Source organism: Rhodothermales bacterium, from assembly GCA_041391505.1.
In the GTDB taxonomy this organism is placed as follows: Bacteria; Bacteroidota; Rhodothermia; order Rhodothermales; family JAHQVL01; genus JAWKNW01.
Map to the genome: position 1 here is coordinate 71,010 of JAWKNW010000001.1, position 21,181 is coordinate 92,190.

Consider the following 21,181-nt stretch of genomic DNA (forward strand, 5'->3'; position numbering starts at 1 on the left):
ATCCGCGCTCAGGAATGAGAGGCGTCCTGGGGCGACACGCGGGGTTCGGATCCCCCGTTGGTCTCGTCGCGCAGGAACTGGAAATAGTCGATATCACGCGCTTTCAGCCAGTTCAGCAGGATGTGCGAGCGCGTCTTCTGGTCGTACGTATGCATCACTTCCCGGGCCAGCTGCTCAGCTTCATGTCGTTCCATCGATCGGATCACGCGTTTAATCTCAGGCAAAAAGATAGGCGCCGCGCTGAACTCCCGTATCCCCAGCCCAACCAGGATCGGGATCGCCCGCGGGTCCGCGGCGAGCTCGCCGCAGACGCTGACCGGGATGCCCTCTTTGTCGGCCGCAGCGACGATGCGCTCGATCAGCAGCAGCACGGAAGGGTGCAGCGCCTGGTACAAATCGGACACCAGGTCGTTGCCACGATCGACGGCCAGCACGTATTGCGTGAGGTCGTTCGTGCCGATGGAGAAGAAGTCGACCTCGCTCGCGAAATGGTCGGCGGTAAGCGCCACGGCCGGCACCTCGACCATGATGCCGAACGGCGTCTCCTCGTCGAACGGGACGCGCTCGTGCCGCAGATCCTCCTTGACGGCGGCCATGATCTGCTTCACCTCGATGACCTCCGCCACATCCGTGATCATCGGCACCAGGATGCGCACCGGCCCGTGGGCGCTGGCCCGCAGGATGGCGCGGAGTTGGGGAATGAGCAGGTCTTCCTGTTTGTCCAGCAGCACCCGGATCCCGCGCCATCCCAGAAATGGGTTGTGCTCGCGGTGCGCCATCGGCAGCATCTTATCTCCCCCGAGATCGAGCAGCCGCAGCGTCGTCGGCCCGTTCAGGTTTGAAAGGACGATATCCCGGTAGGTTTCGTACTGCTCGTCCTCGGTGCACGTCAGCTTGCCCCGCATCAGAAACAAGAACTCCGTCCGAAACAGGCCGATGCCCTCCGCGCCGAACTCATCGACCAGTTCGATCTCCTCCTTGAACTCCAGGTTGGCGCGCAGCGAAATGCGGACGCCGTCCCGGGTTTCGGAGGCCAGCGGGATGTAGGCGCGCTGCTCCTTGACGAGGCGCTGGTAGCGTTCGCGGAGGCGCTCGTAGACCTGGCGTGTTTTCGGCGTCGGGTTGACGATCACGCGGCCGTTGAACCCGTCAAGGATGACCATGTCGCCCTGCTCGACGTCGCGGCTGACGCGATGCATGCTGACCACCGCCGGCACGCCGAGCGCGCGCGCCATGATCGATACGTGCGAGGTCGGGCCGCCGAAGTCGGTCGCGCAGCCCCGGATGTTGCGCCGGCTGAAGAGGATGACGTCCGCGGCCGTGAGGTTTTCGGCGATGACGATCGTCTCCGGCTCGATGGCGGAGATCAGCTTGCCGCGCCGGAGGTTGCGGACGATGCGGTCCTGCACGTCGAGCAAGTCGTTGGCGCGTTCGCGGATGTACTCGCTCTCGCTAGCCTCCATGCGCTGCCGGCTTTCCGAGATCGCGGCCTTCACCACATAGCCGGCGTTGATGTGCTCGTTGCGGATACGGCCGATCACCTCATCCTGAAAGGCGACATCCTGCAGCATGAGGGCCTGCGCCATGAAGATGCCGGCGCTCGTTTCGCCCAGTTTCTCGCGGGCGACGGACGCGATTTTCTCGAGTTCGCGCTCGGCATTCGCCACCGCGGCCCTGAACCGCTCTATTTCCTGCTCCACCTCGTCGGGCTCGAGCGGCCGCCGCTGCACGTCGAGCGCCTCCCGCGTGTAGAGGTATACCGGGCCGATCGCGATGCCCTGGGATACGCCCATGCCATGCAGCACGCGTTCCCCGTTGGCGGGGTCAGCGGACTCCCGCACCCGGGGAAGGCCGGCATCCATATCGGTTTGCAATGGAGGGAGGGACATCGAGGCACCCTATTTTTCTTCGCCGAACCCGTCGGCAAAAATCCTGGAGATCTCCTCGGCCGCCGCGGCTTCGTCTTCGCCGTCGAAGGTCAGTTTCAGAATCGCCCCCTGTTCCGCTGCCAGCGTCATCACGCCGATGATGCTTTTGCCGTTGATCTCGTAGCCGTCCTTCTGGATGTAGAAATCGGACTTGAAGCGCGCGGCGGCCCGCACGATCATCGACGCCGGCCGCGTGTGCAGGCCGGCCTTGTTGGTAACGGTTAATTCTCGAACAAGCATCGGCACGCGAATCGTTGCTTCTCAGGGGGACATGCAGACCGTAGCGCTCAATGGAGGCGGTGCTGCAATCGATCGATCAGGAAATGGATCGCGGCGCGCGCCGGCGTTTCCGGCAACACGCCCAGTTCCGCAAGGGCGGCCTCGCTGTGCGAGACGACGGCCCGCCGCGCCTCGTCGAGGACGCCCAGCCGCTCCATGCGCGATCGCGCCTCGTCGATTTCGGCCTCGGGCAACCCGCGCTGATCCAGAATACGCAAGAACCAGGCCCGATCGTCGTCGCGAGCGACCTCCAGGGTGCGGAGGAGAAGATAGGTTTTTTTGGCTTCCTGAAGGTCCCCCCCCACTTTTTTTCCCCAGCGCGCGTCTTCCGCCACCAGATCGAGCAGGTCGTCCTGGATCTGGAAGGCGCGGCCGACGTGCCGTCCCAGACTCCGCAGGGTGCTCATGACGTCGTCGTTCGCGCCGGCGATCCAGCCGCCCAGTTCGAACGAGGTCTCGATCAGGGCGCCGGTCTTCCCGTAGATCATGTGGAAGTATTCCTCCACCGTCACATCGCGGCGCGTCTCGAACTCCTTGTCCAGCGCCTGGCCTTCGCACAGGAGGCGGACCATCCGGAAGTAGGCGTCGAGAACGGGTTTGAGTTCGATGCCCGGCACGCGGGCCAGCAGGTCATAGGAGAGCGCGACCATAAAATCGCCGCAGAGGATCGCCGTGGATTCGTCCCAGCGCGCATGGACGGTCGGCCGGCCCCGTCGGGTGGGCGCGTTGTCCATGATGTCGTCGTGCACGAGGGTGAAGTTGTGGAACACCTCGACGGCCAGCGCGGCCGGCAGGGCACGGTCGCGCTCCGCACCGAGCGCTTCAGCGGCCAGGAGGAGCAGGACGGGACGCACCCGTTTGCCCGGCGCCTGGAGGACGTACCGTACGGGTTCGTAGAGCGAAGCGGGTGTCGCTGGGAATTCGAGTGCGGCGAGCCCCGCTTCGATGCGCTCGCGGAGCGATTGGATGGTCTGTTCGGGCGTGAGGACAGCGTGGGGCGCCTGGGTCATACAAGCTCAACCGGTGGAGTGCCCGCGCCGTCAGTCTGCCTCCGCGGCCGATATGTCGGCCATGATGAGATCCACGATGGCTTCGTGAACGTCTTCCTGCGGCATCGTTCCGTCGATCCGGGCGTATTTGGGATGCCCAGAAAAATGGCTTTCTACCGGTTTTGTTTCGTCATGGTAGATTGCGAGGCGTTTCCGGATCGCTTCGGGGCGGTCGTCGGGCCGCTGGTAGATCAGCGAGGGGTCCACCGAGGGCGGCGGCGGCTTGAACTCGAGGTGGTAGTTTTCGCCCGTTTTCCGGTTGACGCGGCGCGCCGAGAGCCGCTCGACGATCACCTCGTCGGGCACGACCAGCGAGATGACCGCATCCAGCGGCGCGCGATGGGCATTCAAAAATTCCGAGAGCCACTCGGCCTGTTCGACGGTGCGCGGGTAGCCATCCAGGATAAACTGGTCGTATCCCTGCTCGGCGATGGCCTCCTCCGTGATCTTTTTCATGAGCTGGCCGGGCACGAGCCGCCCCTCGTTGATATAATCCTTGGCCACGGCCCCGACGGCCGTCTTATCCGCCACGGCGGCGCGCAACATGTTGCCCGTCGAGATATGCTTGAGCGAAAAACGCTCGATAAGCTTGGCGGCCTGTGTGCCTTTGCCGGCGCCCGGAGGCCCAAAAATCAGGATGCGCATGATCTATAAAAAATCCGTTAGGATGCGGACTGTCACTTACTTCCTGGAGCACCTGAAAGGTTTCATCAAGAAAGCATGGAGCGGGTCAATCATCCATGCAGACGGACGGTCTTTCATGCGCACGCCTTCCGGGTCAACCGCGACCGCGAGGCGGGCGAATAACGCTATCCCTCCCCAGTGCTGTCGTTCGCAGACGTGCCTTTGGCGGAAAGTCTTTCATCCAGGTAGTTCATAATGGACCGCTTGGCCATGTCAAATACAAGTCCTGAGGCAATACCAAATATCTTGCCCGCAAGTCCGCTACCTTTCGAAGTTGAGGCGCCGACCATCACGGGGGGTATCGACGTCTGGACCGCTTCACGTAAGAGCGAGGCCACTTCCGACTCCGTAGCCCCCGCATTTCGCGCAATATCCCCCAGTCGATCCAGGTAATTGCCATACCGCTCGACGCCGGCCGAACCGCCCCGGCGCTTGCCGAGCAACAGGCCCAGCCCGACTCCCGCGACGAGGCAGGCGGTAACACCTACCCACGGGTTTTTCTTTAGGTAATTGCGCACATCCTCGCCGGACCGCTGGACTTCCTCCTGGAGCGCATCGAGATGCATCGCGATGGCGTCTTCCGTCGCCTTCAACTGCGCTTCGATATCGCCTTGTTCAGTCTTCATGCCGTTCGAGTTCTGGGATGGTTCCGGGTTTCAGGCTCGGGGGCACACGCCGGCCTTCGACCGGGATGGAACGCCCGGCACGCTTGCGATGATTCACAGCGTACATCACGAAGGCGCCGAGGAAAAGGAGTCCGCTCACGATCATGAAGCCCCATGCGGGCCCAAGCCATGCGCCGATACCCAGCGCAAGCGCCACCAGGGCGAAGAGTACGCCGACCAGCGCGATCACGCCGGCCCCCACATCCAGGGCAACGCGTTTGCCCTTCGACTCGAGATCTTGCTGGACGCCGGTGATCGCATGCTGGATCTTCAGGTCGACCCACACCGTCAGCTCTTCCATCAGCCCGCGGGCGTGTCCAGTGAGACGCGTGAGTTTACCGTCCAGCCCGGTCGCCTCCGCCGGTTCGGCGGCACGCGGCTCGGTCCCATTGCGATCTGATTTATCGGTCACGTTCATACGGCCTTCGCCGGCAACCTGCCGGCGTTTAATCCGTGTAATTTTCGCTTCGCGTACAAACACGCACACGATAATCTACAAGCAATTGCTGGAATCACAATAGCATCCATTCCCCTACATGGCTGGATTCAACGCCCACCCCACTCCAAACCCCAACAGCCTCAAGTTCACGCGACACGCCGGCGTTTTTATCTCAGCCGGCATGGCCTCCTACGCTTCGGCCGCCGACGCCGCCGGCACACCCTGGGCGGAACAGCTCTTCGCGATTGGGGGCATAGCAAATGTTTTTGTCATGCCGCAGTTCCTGACCGTCACGAAAACGACCGATGCGGACTGGGACGATCTCTTCGAGCGAATCGAGGGCGTCCTGGCCGCCCATTTTGAGGAAGCCGGCGGCTGAGCCGCTGCGGGACACCTCCATGCCGGCCTCCCCGGCTATCCCGCCTCAACGCCCGGCTCGAACCAGAAAGTCGATGGTGTCGACCTGATCGGGGCGCCAGTCGAGCGCGGGGCGTTGCGCCTCGCCGAAATCGCTCAGCACGCAGGGCAGTTCGGGCAACAGGCCCAGCGTCCCGGGCGAAGCCGCCACCAGCTGGATCGCATCGACCTCCGCCTGCAGCCACGCCGTCACCTCCTCCATCGACTCGTATTCCGCCCAGCGGACATGGCCGGGCTCCTGCTCTTCCGGCGCTCCCTTGCTCAACAGAAACGAGAGGTCCTCCCCGTAGGCGTGCGGCACGCCCACCGCATGGAGCATGGCCTGGCGCATTTTGAGCGTCATCGGGGTCTTCGGGTGGGCCGGAAATACGCCGCGAAACGCGGCGAAAGCCTCGAGCAGCGCATCGGGCTGCTGGCCCGCCGGCGCCCAGATGATCGCGATGTTGCGGCACCCGCGGCCTTCATGCAGCAGCGTATCTTCCGCGAGCCGCTCCAGTTCATCCTCCCCTTCACGGCCGCTGAGCAGGGCCACGCTGTACCGGTGGCCGCGCAACAGCTGGCGCTCGCCGGGTATCCCCCGCTCCTCTGCCATCCGCGCCACCGCCGCGAGGGCGTCCGGGCCTCCACTTGCAATAACGGCACTATCTGGGGTCAGGGAGCGCGCCAGCGGACCGAATACCGACGGCAGTTCCACCCCGCGCGCCGCGACGCCGGCCGCGAACGCCGGCAGGAGATACGGGGATCGAGAAGACAGTGTGCCCCGGTAGCTGTGCCCCGTCAGCAGCACGGCGAGCCAGTCCTGCAATTCCACAAACGGGATATTCCCGGCATTCAGCACCGAGACCGGGCGGGGATGGGTCGTGCGCCGGCCGGCCATCCAGGCGTGCAGTGCATCGGACGTGAGAAGGGCGACCTGCTGGTTGATCGCGAAGGCGACGGCCTCTTCCGTGAAGGTGTTCGGAAGCGCCAGCGTTTTTTCAACGGCCTCGGCGCGATCCGGATACTCCGGATCGCGCCACAGGTCCGCTACAGCCGAAAGGGCCTCGATGAGGGCGGATGGATCAGTCGCCACCCGGGATGCCGTGGTTGCCCTCCGCTTCGAGCTGCTCGACCGTCCAGGTATCTTTCCGGTCTTTCACGACCGCCCGTACGGCGGCCACTTCGGCGGCCGTGACGGCCTCGGCGGAGTTGCCGAAGTTGGAACGGATGTACGTGAGGACGTCGGCCACCTGCTGATCGTCGAGGAACGAGCCCCAGGGCGGCATCATCCCGCTATAGGTGACGCCATTGACTTCCACCTCACCGCTCAGCCCGTTGAGAAGCACGCGGATGAGGCGCCCCTTGTCGCCGGTGACGAACGGGGATTCCTTCAGGGGCGGGAATACGCCGGGTACGCCCTCCCCGCTCATCTGATGGCAGGACGTGCAGCGGGTGAGATAGATCTCCTGACCGTCGTGCGCGACGGTCGCAAAAGCCGGCTCGGCCGTCTGGTTCGATGCCCCATCGGACAGGGTGAACGCGGAGACGGCCAGCACGACGAAGGCGGTGGTTACAAGCGCCAGTGGCTTCATGATGTAGTTCGGCGGATTGATGGATAAAGCAGGGGATGCCGATCAAGCATCCAGATGCCGAGCGACGAACCGGGGTCTGGCAGGTGCTCGCAAGGCGATGTATCGGATTTCCGGCCGGCAGGTTCCTGTCCCGCCTGTGAGTTTTCCATTCAACACGCGAGCCCGGTCGCTGCGCCGGCCGATCGAAGGAGGATCGATTCAGGCGCGCTGCGGGACGGCCTCGCCGTCCGCCTGCTCGGCTTTTTCGTCGAACAGCATAAAAAAGGCGATCGAAAAAAGCAGCGTCGCGCCGGCGAAGAGGCCCCAGAACAGCCGCCAGTCCGGCAGCGCCAGTGTCCCACCCGCGCCGTACGTGTTCACGAACGCGCCGGAGATCTGCGTGCCGAGAAAAAATCCGACGCCCTGGGTCAACAGCACCAGCAGCCCCTGCACCTGTCCGCGGATCTCCGGGGACGTCTTTTTGTCGATGTAGATCTGCCCGGTGACGAAGAAGAAGTCGTAGCACACCCCGTGGATCAGGATGCCGATCATGACGAGCCAGAAGGTGCCGCTGAGCGCCGCGGCGGAGAAGACCGTAAACCGGGCCACCCAGGCGAGCATCCCCAGCATGAGCATCCACTTGACGCCGAGACGGGCGAAGAAAAACGGGATGAGCAGCATGAAGACGATCTCCGACGCCTGTCCGAACGACATCTCGAAACTCGGATTCTGGAAATGAGTCAGGTTGAGGTTGTCGTGCAAGGCCTTGAAGTAGACCGGCGCGTAGGGGAAGTAGGTGCCGAAGGCGATGAAGATGAGCATCGCCGCGATCAGGAAGATGACGAACGAGCGCGTTTTGAGGGCGCGCAGGGCATCAACCCCCAGAATCTGCTTCCAGGACGTCTTCTGGCCGGCGGACGGCGGAGGCGTCAGCGGCAGCGTGAAACTGTAGACGCCGAGAAAGATCGACGCGGCCCCGCCGATGTAGAGCGGGAGCGGTGTGGCGTCGGCCTGCAGCACCTTGCCGATCACCACGCCGGCGACGATCCACCCGATCGTGCCGAAGACGCGCACGACGGGGAACTCCTTTTCCTGGTTGGTCATGTGGTGAAACGCCAGCGTCGCAGTGAGGCCCAGCGTCGGGAAGTAGCAGATCGCATGGAGGAACAGCAGCGGGAGGAACAGCGGCGTGCCGGCGTAACTCGGCATCGCCATCATGGCCACGCCGGCGAGCAGGCACATGACGCCGAGCACCTTCTCCGAATCGAAAAACCGATCCGCCACCATGCCGAGGAAAAACGGCGCGATGATCGCCGAGAGCGGCCCCAGGGAATACGCCCAGTTGATCGACTCGCCCATGCCGATCGTGCCCATGTAATTCCCGAGCGTCGGCGCCCACGCGCCCCAGATGAAATACTGCGCGAACATCATCAGGCTGAGGCGCGAGGTCAATAGTACGTTCATACCCATGCTGGCTGGTGAGTGCGGCCCTCCGCTAAAATTCCCGCCCAAGAAACGGCCCGCCCGCGAGGTTAGCAAGTAGCCGGCACCCCCGGAACCGGAACCAGGCCCCCGTGTCACACCTTTCGCTCTTCGCTCGTTCAGTTTTCCGTATGTGTATGATCCTGATTCGGCTTCCGCTCCTGCTCCTGCTCCTCCTCACCTCCTTCAAGTGCGTTTCCGCCCAGGAGATGCTGGAGCCGGCGTTCCCCAACCTCTCGTTCCGCCGGCCGGTCGACCTCCAGGCGCCTCCGGACGCCACGGATCGCCTTTTCGTCGTCGAACAGCCCGGTGTCATCCGGGTGTTTGCGAACGACCGGGGCGTGTCCGCGTCCACCGTATTTCTCGACATCGAGGACCGCGTGAACGACCGCGGCAACGAGGAAGGCCTGCTCGGACTGGCCTTTCACCCCGATTACGCCGAAAACGGGTGGTTTTACGTCTATTACTCGGCCGACAACCCGCGCCGCTCGGTGATCGCGCGTTACCGGGTCGACCCCGCCGACCCGAACCAGGCGCTGGTTGACAGCGAATCCATCGTGATGACGGTGAACCAGCCCTTCGGCAACCACAATGGCGGGCAGATCGTGTTCGGTCCCGACGGCTACCTCTACATCGGGCTCGGCGACGGCGGGTCGGCGAACGACCCGATGGGCAACGGCCAGAACCGCGCGTCGCTGCTCGGCTCGATCCTCCGTATCGATGTGGATGCGCCCTCGGCCGGCCGGGCCTACGGCATTCCGGCGGATAATCCGTACGCGGGCAACGACCAGGGTTTCGACGAGGAAATTTATGCGTACGGGCTGCGCAACCCCTGGCGGTTCAGCTTCGATAGCGAAACCGGTCTGCTCTGGGCCGGCGATGTGGGCCAGAACCGCTACGAGGAAGTGGACGTCATCGTCAAAGGGGGCAATTACGGCTGGAATGTGATGGAGGCCACGCACTGCTTCAGGCCGGAGAGCGGGTGCGACACCGAGGGCCTCACCCCGCCGGTATGGGAGTACGGCCGGGGCGATGGCGGATCAATCACCGGAGGCTATGTGTACCGCGGCGCCGAGCTGCCCGACCTCTTCGGCAAATACATCTTCGCCGATTTCAGCTCCGGCCGCATCTGGGCGCTCACGCTGGACGGGGCTCGCGCCACCGAACGGGTAGAATTGCTGAATTCTAATTTGAACATCGCCGCCTTTGGTGTCGACAGGGCACAAAACCTGTATCTTTGCGCTTTCGATGGGTCTATCTACCGGCTTCGCATGCCGGAATAGCCGCTGTTTTCGTAACGCTCTTGCCGCTGCATCATGTCTACGTCCACTCGCGCAGGGTCAGCCCCGGGCTCTGCCAGACACGTCCATTTGCCGGCCACCCGTGAGGCCGGCACGCAACTCGAACGGGTACCCGTCCGGATCTTCGAGGGGCCCGACGAACTGGCCGAGGAAGTCGCCCGGTATATCGCGCAGCTCATCCGCGCCCGCCAGGCCGCCGGCGAAAAACTCGTGCTCGGCCTGCCTACCGGCTCGACCCCGATCGGCGTCTACCAGGCGCTCATCCGCGCCCACCGGCACGACGGGCTCGACTTCAGCCAGGTCGTGACGTTCAACCTGGACGAATATTACCCCATGGCGCCGGATCAGCTGCAGAGCTACCACCGGTTCATGAAGGAGAACTTCTTCAACCACATCAACATCCCGGCAGACCAGATCCACATCCCCAAGGGCGATATCGCCCGGTCGGAGATCGAAGCCTATTGCTACGGCTACGAGCAGGCGATCGAGAAGGCCGGCGGCATTGACCTGCTGCTGCTGGGCATCGGCCGCAGCGGGCACATCGGGTTCAACGAACCGGGTTCGGGCATCAAGACCCGGACGCGCCTCATCACGCTCGACGAGATCACCAAGAAGGACGCGGCCAGCGACTTTTTCGGCGACGAATTTGTGCCCCGCGAAGCGCTTACGATGGGCGTGGGCACCATCCTGTCCGCACGCGAGATCATCCTGCTGGCGACCGGCGAGCACAAAGCCGGCATCATCCGCAAGGCCGTCGAGGAGGTCCCCAACTCGAACATCACCGCGTCGTACCTGCAGGAGCACGATCACGTCTCGATTTATCTGGACGAGCCCGCGGCGAGCGAACTGACGCGCATCAAGACCCCCTGGCTGGTCCGTGAGGTCGAATGGACGCCGCTGCTCACGAAGCGGGCGGTGATCTGGCTGTCGGAGCGCGTCGGGAAAGCCATTCTCCGGCTCGAATCGGCGGACTTCTTCAAGAACAACCTGCACAGCCTCGTTTATGCGCACAAGAATGTCGACACCCTCTGCCGGAGCGTGTTCGAGGATCTGCGCCGGCGCATCGTGTACCAGGACTACCTCTTCCGCAACAAGCGCGTCATCTGCTTCAGCCCCCACCCCGACGACGACGTGATCTCGATGGGCGGCATGCTCGACAAGGTGGTTGCGAACGACAACGACGTGACGGTCGCCTACATGACCAACGGGTCCGTGGCCGTATTCGATGCCGACGTCCGCCGCTACCTCCGTTTCCTGGAGATGAGCCTCGCCGTGTTCGAGTTCGATGCGAAGACGCGGAGCGCGTTCGACCAGCAGACGAAGCGCATTCTCGAATTTCTCGAACGCAAGGAGTCGGGCGAAATCGATCTCGAGGAGGTGCAGCGCATCAAGGCGTACATCCGCTACGCCGAAGCCATCGCCGGCATCGAGGTGCTCGGCCTCAACGCCTCGCACGCGCGCTTCCTGGATATGCCGTTCTACAAAACCGGCACCGTGCGCAAGGCCCCGGTCGGCGAGGCCGACGTACAGGTGGTGCTCAACCTGCTCAACGAGGTGAAGCCACACCATATTTTTGTCGCCGGCGACCTGTCCGATCCCCACGGCACCCATCGCATGTGTTATGTCGCCATCCGCGAGGCGCTCCTCCGCTACCGCAAGGCCCGCGGCATCCTCGACCCCGACGAGCTCGAAGCGACCACGGAGGCCATCCAGCACGCACCCTCCGAGGACCAGTGCCCGCTCGTCTGGCTCTACCGGGGCGCCTGGCAGGAGTGGGAAATCCATCGGGTGGATGTGTTCATTCCGATGTCCAAAGCCGACCTCGACCGCAAGATCGAGGCGGTTTTCAAACACGAGAGCCAGAAAGACCGCGCGATGTTTCCGGGGGCTTACGACACGCGCGAGTTCTGGGAACGCGCCCGAGACCGCAACCGAGCCACGGCCGAAGCCCTGAACCGCCTCGGGCTGCCCGAATTCTACGTCTCCGAAGCCTTCGTGACCTCCTACGGGATGTAGGGAGGATCGCAAATCGGGAGAGCGTAGACGCTTCGCCTTGCCTATTCGCGCCCGGTATACGCCTTGATGTTCGCCAGGTATTTATCGGCATAGACGTCGATCGAGGCGATTTCCTCTTCGGTGAGCGACCGGATCACGCGGGCAGGATTGCCATAGACGAGGGAGCCCGGAGGCACGAGGGTGCGGCCCGTGACGAGTGCGCCGGCCCCCACGATGCTGCCGGCGCCGATGACCGCCTGGTCGAGGATAATGGCGCCCATCCCGATCAGCACCCGATCCTCGACGGTGCAGCCATGCACGATGGCGCTGTGGCCCACGGTAACCCGGTTGCCGATGTACGTCGGACCCGTTTTGCCCGTGACATGCACGACCGCGTTGTCCTGGATGTTGGTTTCCGCGCCGATGCGGATCGTGTTGACGTCCCCGCGAATGGTGGCATTGAACCACACGCTGCAAAACGGCCCCAGCACGACGTCTCCGATCACATCGGCGGAGGGGGCGAGATACGCGGAAGCGGGTACGGTGGGGACGATGCCCCGGAACGGATGTAGCATGAGATGGCGTTGCCTTGCATGGCGGAAACGAGATGCCCGATATTACGTGTTTTTTGCGTACCGAGCATCCCGTATCTGCCACGCGGATTTTCACAGGCCGGCGATGCCCGCGCGCAAGGTCGGCATGTAACCTGGACTACAGGTTACGCGTAGAGCATCTTGCTTCAGCCCGGATGCGGCACTCATAACAGCACATACCGACTTTTTCCATGCGATACCTCACCGTCCTTCTCTGTGCCCTCGGATGCGCCGGCCTCGCGACCACGGCGTCCGCCGACGACGCCACCGGCCGCATTTACGGCCGAATCACCACGACCGACGGCGATGTGTACGAGGGATTGATCCGCTGGGACCGCAACGAGGCGAGCTGGGTCGATGTCCTGAACGGCTCCAAGGTCATCCATCGCACGGACCGCGAGCGTGAACGGGGCCGGCGGATCGAGATCTTCGGCTTTACCGTCTACGAAGAGGACGGCGATCGCACCTACTCGCGCACCTCGGGCATCCGGTTCGGCAACATCCGTTCGCTCGAGCGGATCGGCAGCGACCGGGCGCGCCTTATCCTGCAAACCGGCGAGGAAGTGGAGCTGATCAACGGGTCCACCGATATCGGAAACGACGTCCGTGAAATCATCATCGAGGACGCCGAGGCGGGGCAGATCGAACTCAAGTGGCGGGACCTCGAGCTGGTGGAGCTTTTTGAGGCGCCCGCCGGCGTCACCTCCTCGCTGGGCGAGCGGCTCTTCGGGACCGTCGTTTCGCGCGACGGCCTCGAATTCACCGGCTTCGTCTGCTGGGATGTCGACGAGGTCCTCACCGAGGATATCCTCGACGGCAACGACGAGGACGGCCGGCGGCGCAAGATCCCCTTCGGCAACATCGAACGCATCCGCCGCAACAGCTCGAGCAGCGCGCTGGTCCGCCTGAACAACGGCGACGAGTTCGTCCTGCGCGGCACGAACGATGTCAACAGCAGCAACAGCGGCATTCTCGTGCTGGATCCTGAACTCGGCCAGGTCGAGCTCGACTGGGACGAATTCGAGGAAGTCATCTTCACTACGCCGGACGCGGCGCCCGACTATGCGTCGTTCGCGCGCATCGCCCCCCTGTCCGGCACGGTGTTTACACGCGATGGCGACCGGTTCGAGGGCCGTCTGCGGTGGGACGACGACGAGTCGGCCACATGGGAATTCCTCGACGGCGAGTTGAGCGACATGCAGTTCGACATCGAGTTCGGAAAAATCCGCTCGATCGAGCGGCTCTCCTCGCGGGAAGCCGAAGTGACGCTGCTCGACGGCCGGCGGTTCGAACTGCGCGGCTCGAACGACGTGGACAGCGACAACGACGGCATCTTCATCATCGACGACGCCGGCGACGAAGTGCGCCTCTCCTGGCAGGACTTCGAACGGGTCGTGTTCGACAAACCCTGAGGCCAGAGCCCACGCGCTCAGGACAGCAGCTGCTTCAGTTCGACCAGCTTGAGCAGCGCTTCGACGGGCGTGAGCCGGTCGGGATCCATCCGGCGAACGGCATCCGCGACGCGCTGCGCCTGCGGATCCTGCATCTCGAACAGCGAGAGCTGAAGCCGATCGTCGGCCTGCGGGGCGATTGCCTTGATGGCCGGCGGGCCGGCGACGCTCCCATCTCCCGCCCCCACTTCCAACCGCTGGCTTTCCAGCTGCTGAAGGATCTCCTGCGCCCTCCGGATGACGGCGTCCGGCAGGCCGGCCATCCGCGCCACCTCGATCCCGTAGGAATGGTCCGCCCCGCCCGGAATCAGCTTGTGGAGGAAGATGACCTTACCGTCATGCTCCTTGACCTGCACGCGCATGTTCACGATGCGGTCGTACCGCCCCGCCAGTTCGTTGAGTTCGTGGTAGTGGGTGGCGAATAACGTTCGCGCGGCGACGGCGTCGTTTTGATGGAGGAATTCGACCAGCGACCAGGCGATGGAAAGGCCGTCGAAGGTGCTGGTCCCCCGCCCCAGCTCGTCCAGCAGAATCAGCGATGCCGGCGACGCATTGTTGAGGATATTCGCCGCCTCGTTCATTTCGACGAGGAACGTGCTCTCCCCCGAGGCGAGGTTGTCCGAAGCCCCTACCCGCGTGAAGATGCGGTCGACGACGCCGATGCGGGCACGCCGGGCCGGCACGAAGCATCCCACCTGGGCCAGGAGGACGATGAGCCCGACCTGCCGGAGGATGACGCTTTTGCCCGCCATGTTCGGTCCGGTAATGATCAGGATCTGATGCGTTTCCGGATCGAGCGCCACGCTGTTGGCGATGAAGGGCTGCCCCGCCGGCAGCAGGCGTTCGACCACCGGGTGCCGCCCCTCCTCGATGTCGAGCCGGCGAGACGCATCGATCTCGGGCATGACGTAGCGGTTCTTCACCGCCGTTTCCGCAAACGATGCCAGACAATCCAGCTGCGACAGGCTATCGGCGTTGCGCTGGAAGACCGGCACGAACTCCGCGACGCGCTGGCGCAGGTCGTGGTACAGACTGGATTCGATCGAAAGCATCCGTTCTTCCGACGTCAGGATCTTCTCTTCGTATTCCTTGAGCGCCGGCGTGATATACCGCTCGGCATTCACGAGGGTCTGCTTCCGGATGTAGTCGTCGGGCACCTTGTCCCGGTGCGCGTGGGTGATTTCGATATAGTACCCGAACACCTTGTTGAAGCCGACCTTGAGCGACGGGATCCCGGTGCGTACGGACTCCTCTTTCTGCATCCGGGCCACCCAGTCCTTCCCGGAGCGCGTCAGGGCGCGCAGTTCGTCCAGCTCCGCGTTGTAGCCAGGCCGGAACACGCCACCGTCGGCCAGCGTCGCCGGCGGTTCATCCACGATGGCTTCCCGGATGAGCGTGGCCACCTCGGGGCAGGGATCGAGTTTTCCGGCCAGCTCGGCGATGCCGGGATCGGTTTCGCCGGCCAGCAGCTGCTGCAGGACCGGCACGATCTCCAGCGCGGCGCGCACGGCCACCATGTCGCGCGGCGTGGCCCTGCCGGTGGCAAGGCGGGCGCCGAGGCGTTCCAGATCCCCGATTGGCCGCAGCCCGGCGCGCAGCTGCTCCCGGAGGCGCGACGCCTCCACGAGGGTGCGTACCGCATGCAGGCGGTGTTGAATCGCCTCCACCTTCCGCAGCGGCTGGAGCAGCCAGCGGCGAAGCCGGCGGGCCCCGATCGGCGTGACGGTCTGGTCGAGGATCTGAACCAGGCTGCCCTCCTGCCGGCCATGCTGCATCGAAGAGACCAGCTCCAGGTTGCGCTTCGTCTGTACGTCGAGCGCCATGTAGGCGTCGCTGGCATGATGGATCAGCCGCGATATGTGCGGAAGCCGGCCCTTCTGCGTCTCGTTCAGGTAGTAGAGCGCCGCGCCGGCCGCCACGATGCCCAGCTCGAACGACTCGACGCCGAAGCCCTTCAGCGAATGGGTCTTGAAGTGGCGAAGCAGCGTCTCGAGCCCGAAGTCGTACCCGAAGCACCAGTCTTCCTGCGGGGTGACGAGATAGTCGCGCGCCCGAAGCCAGCGGATGTCGTCCTGGCGGCGCTTGTCGATGAGCACCTCGGCGGGCGAAATCATGTGGAGGTACTCGAGCAGGCCGGATGCCGGCACCTCGGTCAGCGCAAACTCGCCGGTTGTGGCATCGAGATAGGCCACACCGGCCGTGTCGTCCTTGACGCGCCGCGTGCCCCAGTGCACAGCGGCGAGGTAGTTGGCCTGTTTGGGGTGGAGCAGTTGCTCGTGGAAGGATACCCCGGGCGTGACGACCTCGACGACGTCGCGCTTGACGATCTTGCGGGCGAACTTGGGATCTTCGAGCTGCTCGCACACGGCGACCCGGTAGCCGGCCTGGACGAGCTTGGGGAGGTAATTATCCAGCGCATGATGCGGAAAACCGGCCAGCGGCACCTCGCTCGCCTTTCCATTGGACCGCTTGGTGAGCGTGATGCCCAGCACCTGACTGACGGTCTCGGCATCCGATTCGAACGTCTCGTAGAAGTCGCCCATGCGGAACAGCAGGATGGCATCCGCATGCCGCTCCTTGATCTTGTAGTACTGCCGCATGAGCGGCGTCATTGTCCCTTCGGCGGAAGATTTTTTCGACGTAGAGGATGCCATAGGCCAGGGTCGGGGTACGCAATAGGTGCCGGCACATCGCTTGCGCCACGCGGTGAACCCGGCGGGTGAGACCGGGATCGCGGCGGGAGGCAAAATACGAAACCGGCAGCTTCACCGTCGCGCGTTGTGCGTGTTTTTCATGCTGGTGTATGTTTTGCGGCCGACGCCCGCTGCCGCCCCGCGCGGGAAGCGCCAGGAAGGGCCGCCGGCCTCGCGGCCCCCAGGGCGATCAGGCGCGCTCCTCAACGACGCACCGCGCGGCACATTTTTCCGCCGGCGACGCCAGATTTTCCTTCCGCCCCGCTGCTGTGTTTCACTGTGTGTTTAACTTCGAGACCTGTACGCGAGATCACAAGAAGGTTGTACGGGTTTTCCATGGGCCCACATGGCGAGTAAGCGCATGCTTAATTCGCCAAAGCTACCGTGGCACAGTTTTTTCTATTTGTAACTAGCAGCCTGACGCAGATCTCGATAGTGAATGTGGAGAAGCGCTTCTCGTTTCACGCCTCCAGATTCGCCAGTTAGCCAAAAAAGCAAAAAACCTGTAACCTCTCCAGGACACTAATGATGACCAATCGTCTACCACAATCATTTTCGGCCCTTCGCCGCAGCCTGAACGCGTTCGTTTCGCTGCTCGCGCTGGGCTTTTTCGTTGCCGCCACCGCCGTTGCGGGGCCTGGCGACGGCCCGATCGACCTCACCCGGTACGGTCGGCTCCACAAAACGGTACCGACGAGCGCTACGCTGCTCTTCTCGGCCCCGGCCTACACGGAAATCGCGGCCGGCGACGGCGCCAACCCGCTGCCCAGCGGTCTGACGGAAACGTTCAGCACCCCGAGCTTCGGCGATATCGACGGCGATGGCGACTTTGACGTGGTCAGCGGCGAGGAATTCGGTGGATTCGTCGTGCTCGAAAACACGGGCGACAACGCAAACCCGAGCTTCACCCAGCTCTCCGGCGTGGCCAGCCCGCTCAACGGCGTCACCTTCGGCACGAAGAACGCGCCGGCGCTCGTCGACATCGACAATGACGGCGACCTCGATATCATCGTGGGCCAGGAAGACGGCACCTTCGCGCTGATCGAAAACAGCGGCGACGCCAACACGCCGACCTGGGCCATCGCCGGCTCGAACCCGCTCAACGGGGAAGACAACGGCAGCCGCAGCACGCCGACGCTGGGCGACCTCGACGGCGACGGCGACTACGACCTCGCCAGCGGCGACATCGACGGCACGATCGTCTACTACGAAAATCAGGGCACGGCCGGCGCTCCGGTGTTCGTCGAACTGACCCTCGCCGCCAACCCGTTTGACGGGATCGACGTGGGCGACCACTCCAAACCGGCGTTGGTCGACATCGACAACGACAACGACCTCGACCTCGTCGTGGGCGAGGATCTGGGCGGCTTCTTCTACTTCGAGAACACGGGCGACGCCAACACGCCGAGCTTCTCGGCCGTCGTTGGCGCCGGCAATCCGTTCGACGGCTTCGACGCCGGCGACAAGAGCGCGCCGGCCTTTGCCGACCTCGACAACGCGACGGGCGTTGACATGGCCAGCGGCAACACGATGGGCGACTACTACTACTACGAAAACGCCGATCCCCTGCCGGTCGAACTGACCAGCTTCAGCGCCGTCTCCAACGGCAACGAAGTGACGCTTACCTGGACGACGGCCAGCGAAACGAACAACGCCGGCTTTGAAATCCAGCAGCGCGTCGGCCGCCGCTTCGAGGTGGTCGGCTGGGTCGACGGCGCCGGCACGAGCACGGAGGCCCGCTCCTACTCCTTCACGACGAGCCGCGCCGTTCCCGGCCGCCAGGCGTTCCGCCTGCGCCAGGTCGACTTCGACGGCGCGTTCAGCTTCAGCACCACGCGCGAAGTAAGCGTCGCGATCAGCGGCTCGTTCCACATGGGCGACGTATTCCCGAACCCGTTCAACCCGCAGGCGACCTTCACCCTGACCGTCGCCCAGACGCAGAACGTCACGGTCGCCGTCTATGACATGCAGGGCCGCATGGTCTCCCTGCTCCACAGCGGCAACCTGGAGGCCGAACAGCCCTACCAGTTCCAGATGGACGGCGGCGACTGGGCCAGCGGCAAGTACCTCATCCGCGCGGTGGGCGAACGCTTCGAATCGTCTCGCATCGTTACCTTGCTCAAGTAACGAGCCGGGATCTACGCAAGGCCAAAAACAGCCGGCCGCGGTGTACGCGGCCGGCTGTTTATATATTTGGGCGTGGCGTGTAGTCTATCCAGATGCTTCATCGATCCCATCCATCCAGAAAAAACAGTCTACCATGAGACGATTCTCCCTTGCCCTCTTCGTGTTCGGATTCCTCGCGAGCGCGACGCTGCCAGCGGCCGGCCAGGCGCCGGTCCTCCGTTCCGCGTATCACGATTACCGGGTCGTCACGGTGGCCGACGGCCTGATCACCCCCTGGTCCATCGCCTTCCTCCCCGGCGGCGACATGCTCGTGACGGAGCGCCCCGGCCGGCTGCGCATCGTGCGCGACGGCAACCTGCTCTCGGAGCCGGTATCGGGCGTGCCCGAAGTCCTGGCCGAGGGCCAGGGCGGCCTGCTCGATGTCGTTCCCCATCCGCAGTTCGCCAGCAACCGCCTGATTTATCTCTCCTATTCCAAACCCCTGACGGGTGAGCCGGGCGCAACGACCGCCATCGCGCGCGGCCGGCTCGAAAACGACCGGCTGGTCGACGTAGAAGACCTCCTCGTTGCGGACACCCGCGGCAACGGCCATTACGGCTCGCGCATCGTTTTCGACGGAAACGGCTATCTCTTCGCGACCCTGGGCGACCGGCAGGTCCCGCCTTCCGGCGATCTGGAGGCACATCCCGCCCAGGACCTTTCCAATCTGCACGGCACCGTCATTCGCCTTCATGACGACGGCCGCGTGCCGGCGGACAATCCGTTCGTGAACCAGCCCGGCGCCCGGCCCGAGATCTGGAGCTACGGGCATCGCAATCCCCAGGGGCTGGCCCTTCAGGCCGATACCGGAACGCTGTGGCTGACGGAGCACGGCCCGCAGGGCGGCGATGAAGTGAACCTCATCCAGGCCGGCAAGAACTACGGCTGGCCCGTGGTCGGCTTCGGGGTCAATTACCGGACGGGCGCCGCCATCCACAGCGGTACCCACCGCGAAGGCATGGAGCAGCCCGCGCACGTGTGGGTGCCCTCGATCGGCGCTTCCGGGCTGGCGGTCTATACCGGCGATCGCTTCCCGGACTGGCGCGGCAACCTCTTCGCCGGCGGCCTGTCGGGCGAACAGCTGGCGCGGCTCACGGTGGATGGCAATGACATCCAGACGGAAGAAACGCTGCATTTCGGACGCGGACGCATCCGGGATGTGCGGCAAGGTCCGGACGGCCTCATCTATCTCGCGATCGAAGACCGCGGGGGCGCTCCGACGGCCATCGTCCGGCTCGAGCCCGTGACCGACTAAGTCACGTGCTGCGCGTGATGGAAGCGATGCGGGGATTCGGGATGCTGGATGCAGGATACCATGCGCTGTCTGAAAAGGCTTCAGAAATAGCTGTATCCTGAATCAAGCAAGCTCTGAATCCTGAATCTAGCAGGCAACGGTCCAGCCTGAACGACTTTTTAGACCGACCTGAAAAACCAGGCGGGATGCGCGGTGGCCAATTTCGTGGCACCACGCATCCCGCTGCGGTATCCTGCGCCTCGATGGCGCCCGGGGCTATTCGGCGATCAGACTTCGACCTGTTTGAGGAATTTGATGCTCCGGCGCAGCCCCTCGAGTGGTTCCTCGGTCTCGAGTTCAACGATATAGCCGTGATCCGCCATGGGGCTCTTCATGGCCGCACGCAACAGCTCGGGCCACTCGATCATGCCGTCGCCGAGCGGGACGATGCTGCCGATACGGCCCGGACGGTTTGTGCGCATCTTCGGATCGTAATCGTGCATGTGCATGGCGAAGTACCGGCCGGCGTATTTCTCCATGTAATACACCACGTCGAATCCGCCGGTGATGGACGCCAGCTGGAACTGCATGACCACCATGTCGGGGTCCAGCGCATCCATGATGATTTCGAATTGCGGCGTGCGGCCGATCATGGGGCCTACCTGGTGGTTGTGGTAGCCCAGCCGCAGGCCGGCTTTCTTGATGATGGCGCCGGCCTTGTTGCACTTCTCGCCCCAGCGTTTGAACTCATCTTCCGTCCCGGGATCGCTGATGCCCGACCCTGACATGACGATGTCCTGCAACCCCATCCGCGCGGCATAATCCGCCGTCTCAGCGGGGTCTTTCTCCAGCACTTCCCGCCACTGAAAGTGGGCGGACTTGCAAAACAGCCCGGTATCTTCGATCTGGCGTTTGATCTCTTCGGGTTTGAGCGGCGTCAGCTTACCGAAGCCGGCCTTGTCGTAGCTCAGCGGCGAGCACATCTCGACGCCGTCGTATCCCAGCGCCTTGACGCTGCGCAGCGTGCCCTGGAAATCGGCTTCGATCTCGCGGCGCATGCCGTACGACTGGAAGCAGATGGGGCGGTTAAACGGCGGAGTCGGTTTGGCGGCCTCGGCAACGCGGGCCGGGGCTGACGTAACGGCGGCGCCGGCGGCGATCACGCCCGCCGCGCCCGTGCCGAGAAATTGTCTGCGGTTGAGCGTTTTCATGAACTTCCTCTTGATCCTGATGGTTGGGGTTGTTGGAACGAGTC

The 21,181-nt window shown here is 63.9% G+C and carries 18 protein-coding genes; 6 read left to right on the top strand and 12 right to left on the bottom strand.

Annotation, left to right across the window (positions count from 1 at the left end):
* Nucleotides 1-8: 8 nt before the first annotated feature.
* The 6 genes from ptsP to R2834_00305 form a co-directional block, all read right to left on the bottom strand.
* Entirely contained in the window at nt 9-1,862 is a 1,854-nt protein-coding gene (ptsP, locus tag R2834_00280; protein ID MEZ4698736.1) for a phosphoenolpyruvate--protein phosphotransferase, read from the bottom strand.
* 36 nt (nt 1,863-1,898) lie between these two features.
* Nucleotides 1,899-2,168: an HPr family phosphocarrier protein gene (locus R2834_00285; protein ID MEZ4698737.1), complete on the bottom strand. Its 270-nt coding sequence runs from the start codon at nt 2,166-2,168 to the stop codon at nt 1,899-1,901.
* 47 nt (nt 2,169-2,215) lie between these two features.
* Nucleotides 2,216-3,217, bottom strand: coding sequence for a polyprenyl synthetase family protein (locus tag R2834_00290; GenBank protein MEZ4698738.1), 1,002 nt, complete (start codon nt 3,215-3,217; stop codon nt 2,216-2,218).
* Between the two features lie 30 nt (nt 3,218-3,247).
* The gene (locus R2834_00295) at nt 3,248-3,901 is read right to left on the bottom strand and encodes an adenylate kinase (protein MEZ4698739.1); all 654 of its coding nucleotides are present in this window, start codon (nt 3,899-3,901) and stop codon (nt 3,248-3,250) included.
* Between the two features lie 164 nt (nt 3,902-4,065).
* Nucleotides 4,066-4,566, bottom strand: a complete 501-nt coding sequence (locus R2834_00300) for a hypothetical protein (protein ID MEZ4698740.1) — start codon at nt 4,564-4,566, stop codon at nt 4,066-4,068.
* Nucleotides 4,556-5,086 carry a phage holin family protein gene (locus R2834_00305; protein MEZ4698741.1) on the bottom strand — a complete coding sequence of 177 codons (531 nt, stop codon included), beginning with the start codon at nt 5,084-5,086 and terminating at the stop codon, nt 4,556-4,558. Before R2834_00305 ends, R2834_00300 begins: the two co-directional genes overlap by 11 nt.
* Before the next feature lie 55 nt (nt 5,087-5,141).
* On the opposite strand from R2834_00305, the gene R2834_00310 reads away from it, so the two are divergent.
* Complete coding sequence (locus tag R2834_00310; protein MEZ4698742.1) at nt 5,142-5,423, top strand: NifU N-terminal domain-containing protein; 282 nt, start codon at nt 5,142-5,144, stop codon at nt 5,421-5,423.
* Nucleotides 5,424-5,468: 45 nt separating this feature from the next.
* On the opposite strand, the gene R2834_00315 is transcribed toward R2834_00310, so the two are convergent.
* From R2834_00315 to R2834_00325, 3 genes are all read right to left on the bottom strand, one after another.
* On the bottom strand, nt 5,469-6,533 hold the full coding sequence (locus tag R2834_00315; protein MEZ4698743.1) for a hypothetical protein: 1,065 nt from the start codon (nt 6,531-6,533) through the stop codon (nt 5,469-5,471).
* Nucleotides 6,523-7,032, bottom strand: a complete 510-nt coding sequence (locus tag R2834_00320) for a cytochrome c (GenBank protein MEZ4698744.1) — start codon at nt 7,030-7,032, stop codon at nt 6,523-6,525. Before R2834_00320 ends, R2834_00315 begins: the two co-directional genes overlap by 11 nt.
* Nucleotides 7,033-7,230: 198 nt before the next feature.
* Nucleotides 7,231-8,475, bottom strand: coding sequence for an MFS transporter (locus tag R2834_00325; GenBank protein ID MEZ4698745.1), 1,245 nt, complete (start codon nt 8,473-8,475; stop codon nt 7,231-7,233).
* Nucleotides 8,476-8,630: 155 nt separating this feature from the next.
* On the opposite strand from R2834_00325, the gene R2834_00330 reads away from it, so the two are divergent.
* Both R2834_00330 and nagB read left to right on the top strand, forming a co-directional pair.
* The gene (locus tag R2834_00330; GenBank protein MEZ4698746.1) at nt 8,631-9,776 is read left to right on the top strand and encodes a PQQ-dependent sugar dehydrogenase; all 1,146 of its coding nucleotides are present in this window, start codon (nt 8,631-8,633) and stop codon (nt 9,774-9,776) included.
* Nucleotides 9,777-9,863: 87 nt separating this feature from the next.
* Nucleotides 9,864-11,810, top strand: a complete 1,947-nt coding sequence (gene nagB, locus R2834_00335) for a glucosamine-6-phosphate deaminase (protein ID MEZ4698747.1) — start codon at nt 9,864-9,866, stop codon at nt 11,808-11,810.
* A gap of 41 nt (nt 11,811-11,851) precedes the next feature.
* Here the strand turns inward: nagB and R2834_00340 are convergent, their stop codons facing one another.
* Complete coding sequence (locus R2834_00340) at nt 11,852-12,364, bottom strand: gamma carbonic anhydrase family protein (GenBank protein ID MEZ4698748.1); 513 nt, start codon at nt 12,362-12,364, stop codon at nt 11,852-11,854.
* Between the two features lie 209 nt (nt 12,365-12,573).
* On the opposite strand from R2834_00340, the gene R2834_00345 reads away from it, so the two are divergent.
* Nucleotides 12,574-13,794, top strand: a complete 1,221-nt coding sequence (locus tag R2834_00345) for a hypothetical protein (GenBank protein ID MEZ4698749.1) — start codon at nt 12,574-12,576, stop codon at nt 13,792-13,794.
* Between the two features lie 17 nt (nt 13,795-13,811).
* Here R2834_00345 and mutS read toward each other — a convergent pair whose 3' ends face one another.
* Nucleotides 13,812-16,487: a DNA mismatch repair protein MutS gene (mutS, locus tag R2834_00350; GenBank protein MEZ4698750.1), complete on the bottom strand. Its 2,676-nt coding sequence runs from the start codon at nt 16,485-16,487 to the stop codon at nt 13,812-13,814.
* Between the two features lie 567 nt (nt 16,488-17,054).
* On the opposite strand from mutS, the gene R2834_00355 reads away from it, so the two are divergent.
* Both R2834_00355 and R2834_00360 read left to right on the top strand, forming a co-directional pair.
* Nucleotides 17,055-18,653, top strand: coding sequence for an FG-GAP-like repeat-containing protein (locus R2834_00355; GenBank protein MEZ4698751.1), 1,599 nt, complete (start codon nt 17,055-17,057; stop codon nt 18,651-18,653).
* 133 nt (nt 18,654-18,786) lie between these two features.
* The gene (locus R2834_00360; protein ID MEZ4698752.1) at nt 18,787-19,947 is read left to right on the top strand and encodes a PQQ-dependent sugar dehydrogenase; all 1,161 of its coding nucleotides are present in this window, start codon (nt 18,787-18,789) and stop codon (nt 19,945-19,947) included.
* 266 nt (nt 19,948-20,213) lie between these two features.
* Here the strand turns inward: R2834_00360 and R2834_00365 are convergent, their stop codons facing one another.
* Entirely contained in the window at nt 20,214-21,137 is a 924-nt protein-coding gene (locus tag R2834_00365) for a sugar phosphate isomerase/epimerase family protein (protein MEZ4698753.1), read from the bottom strand.
* Nucleotides 21,138-21,181: the final 44 nt, after the last annotated feature.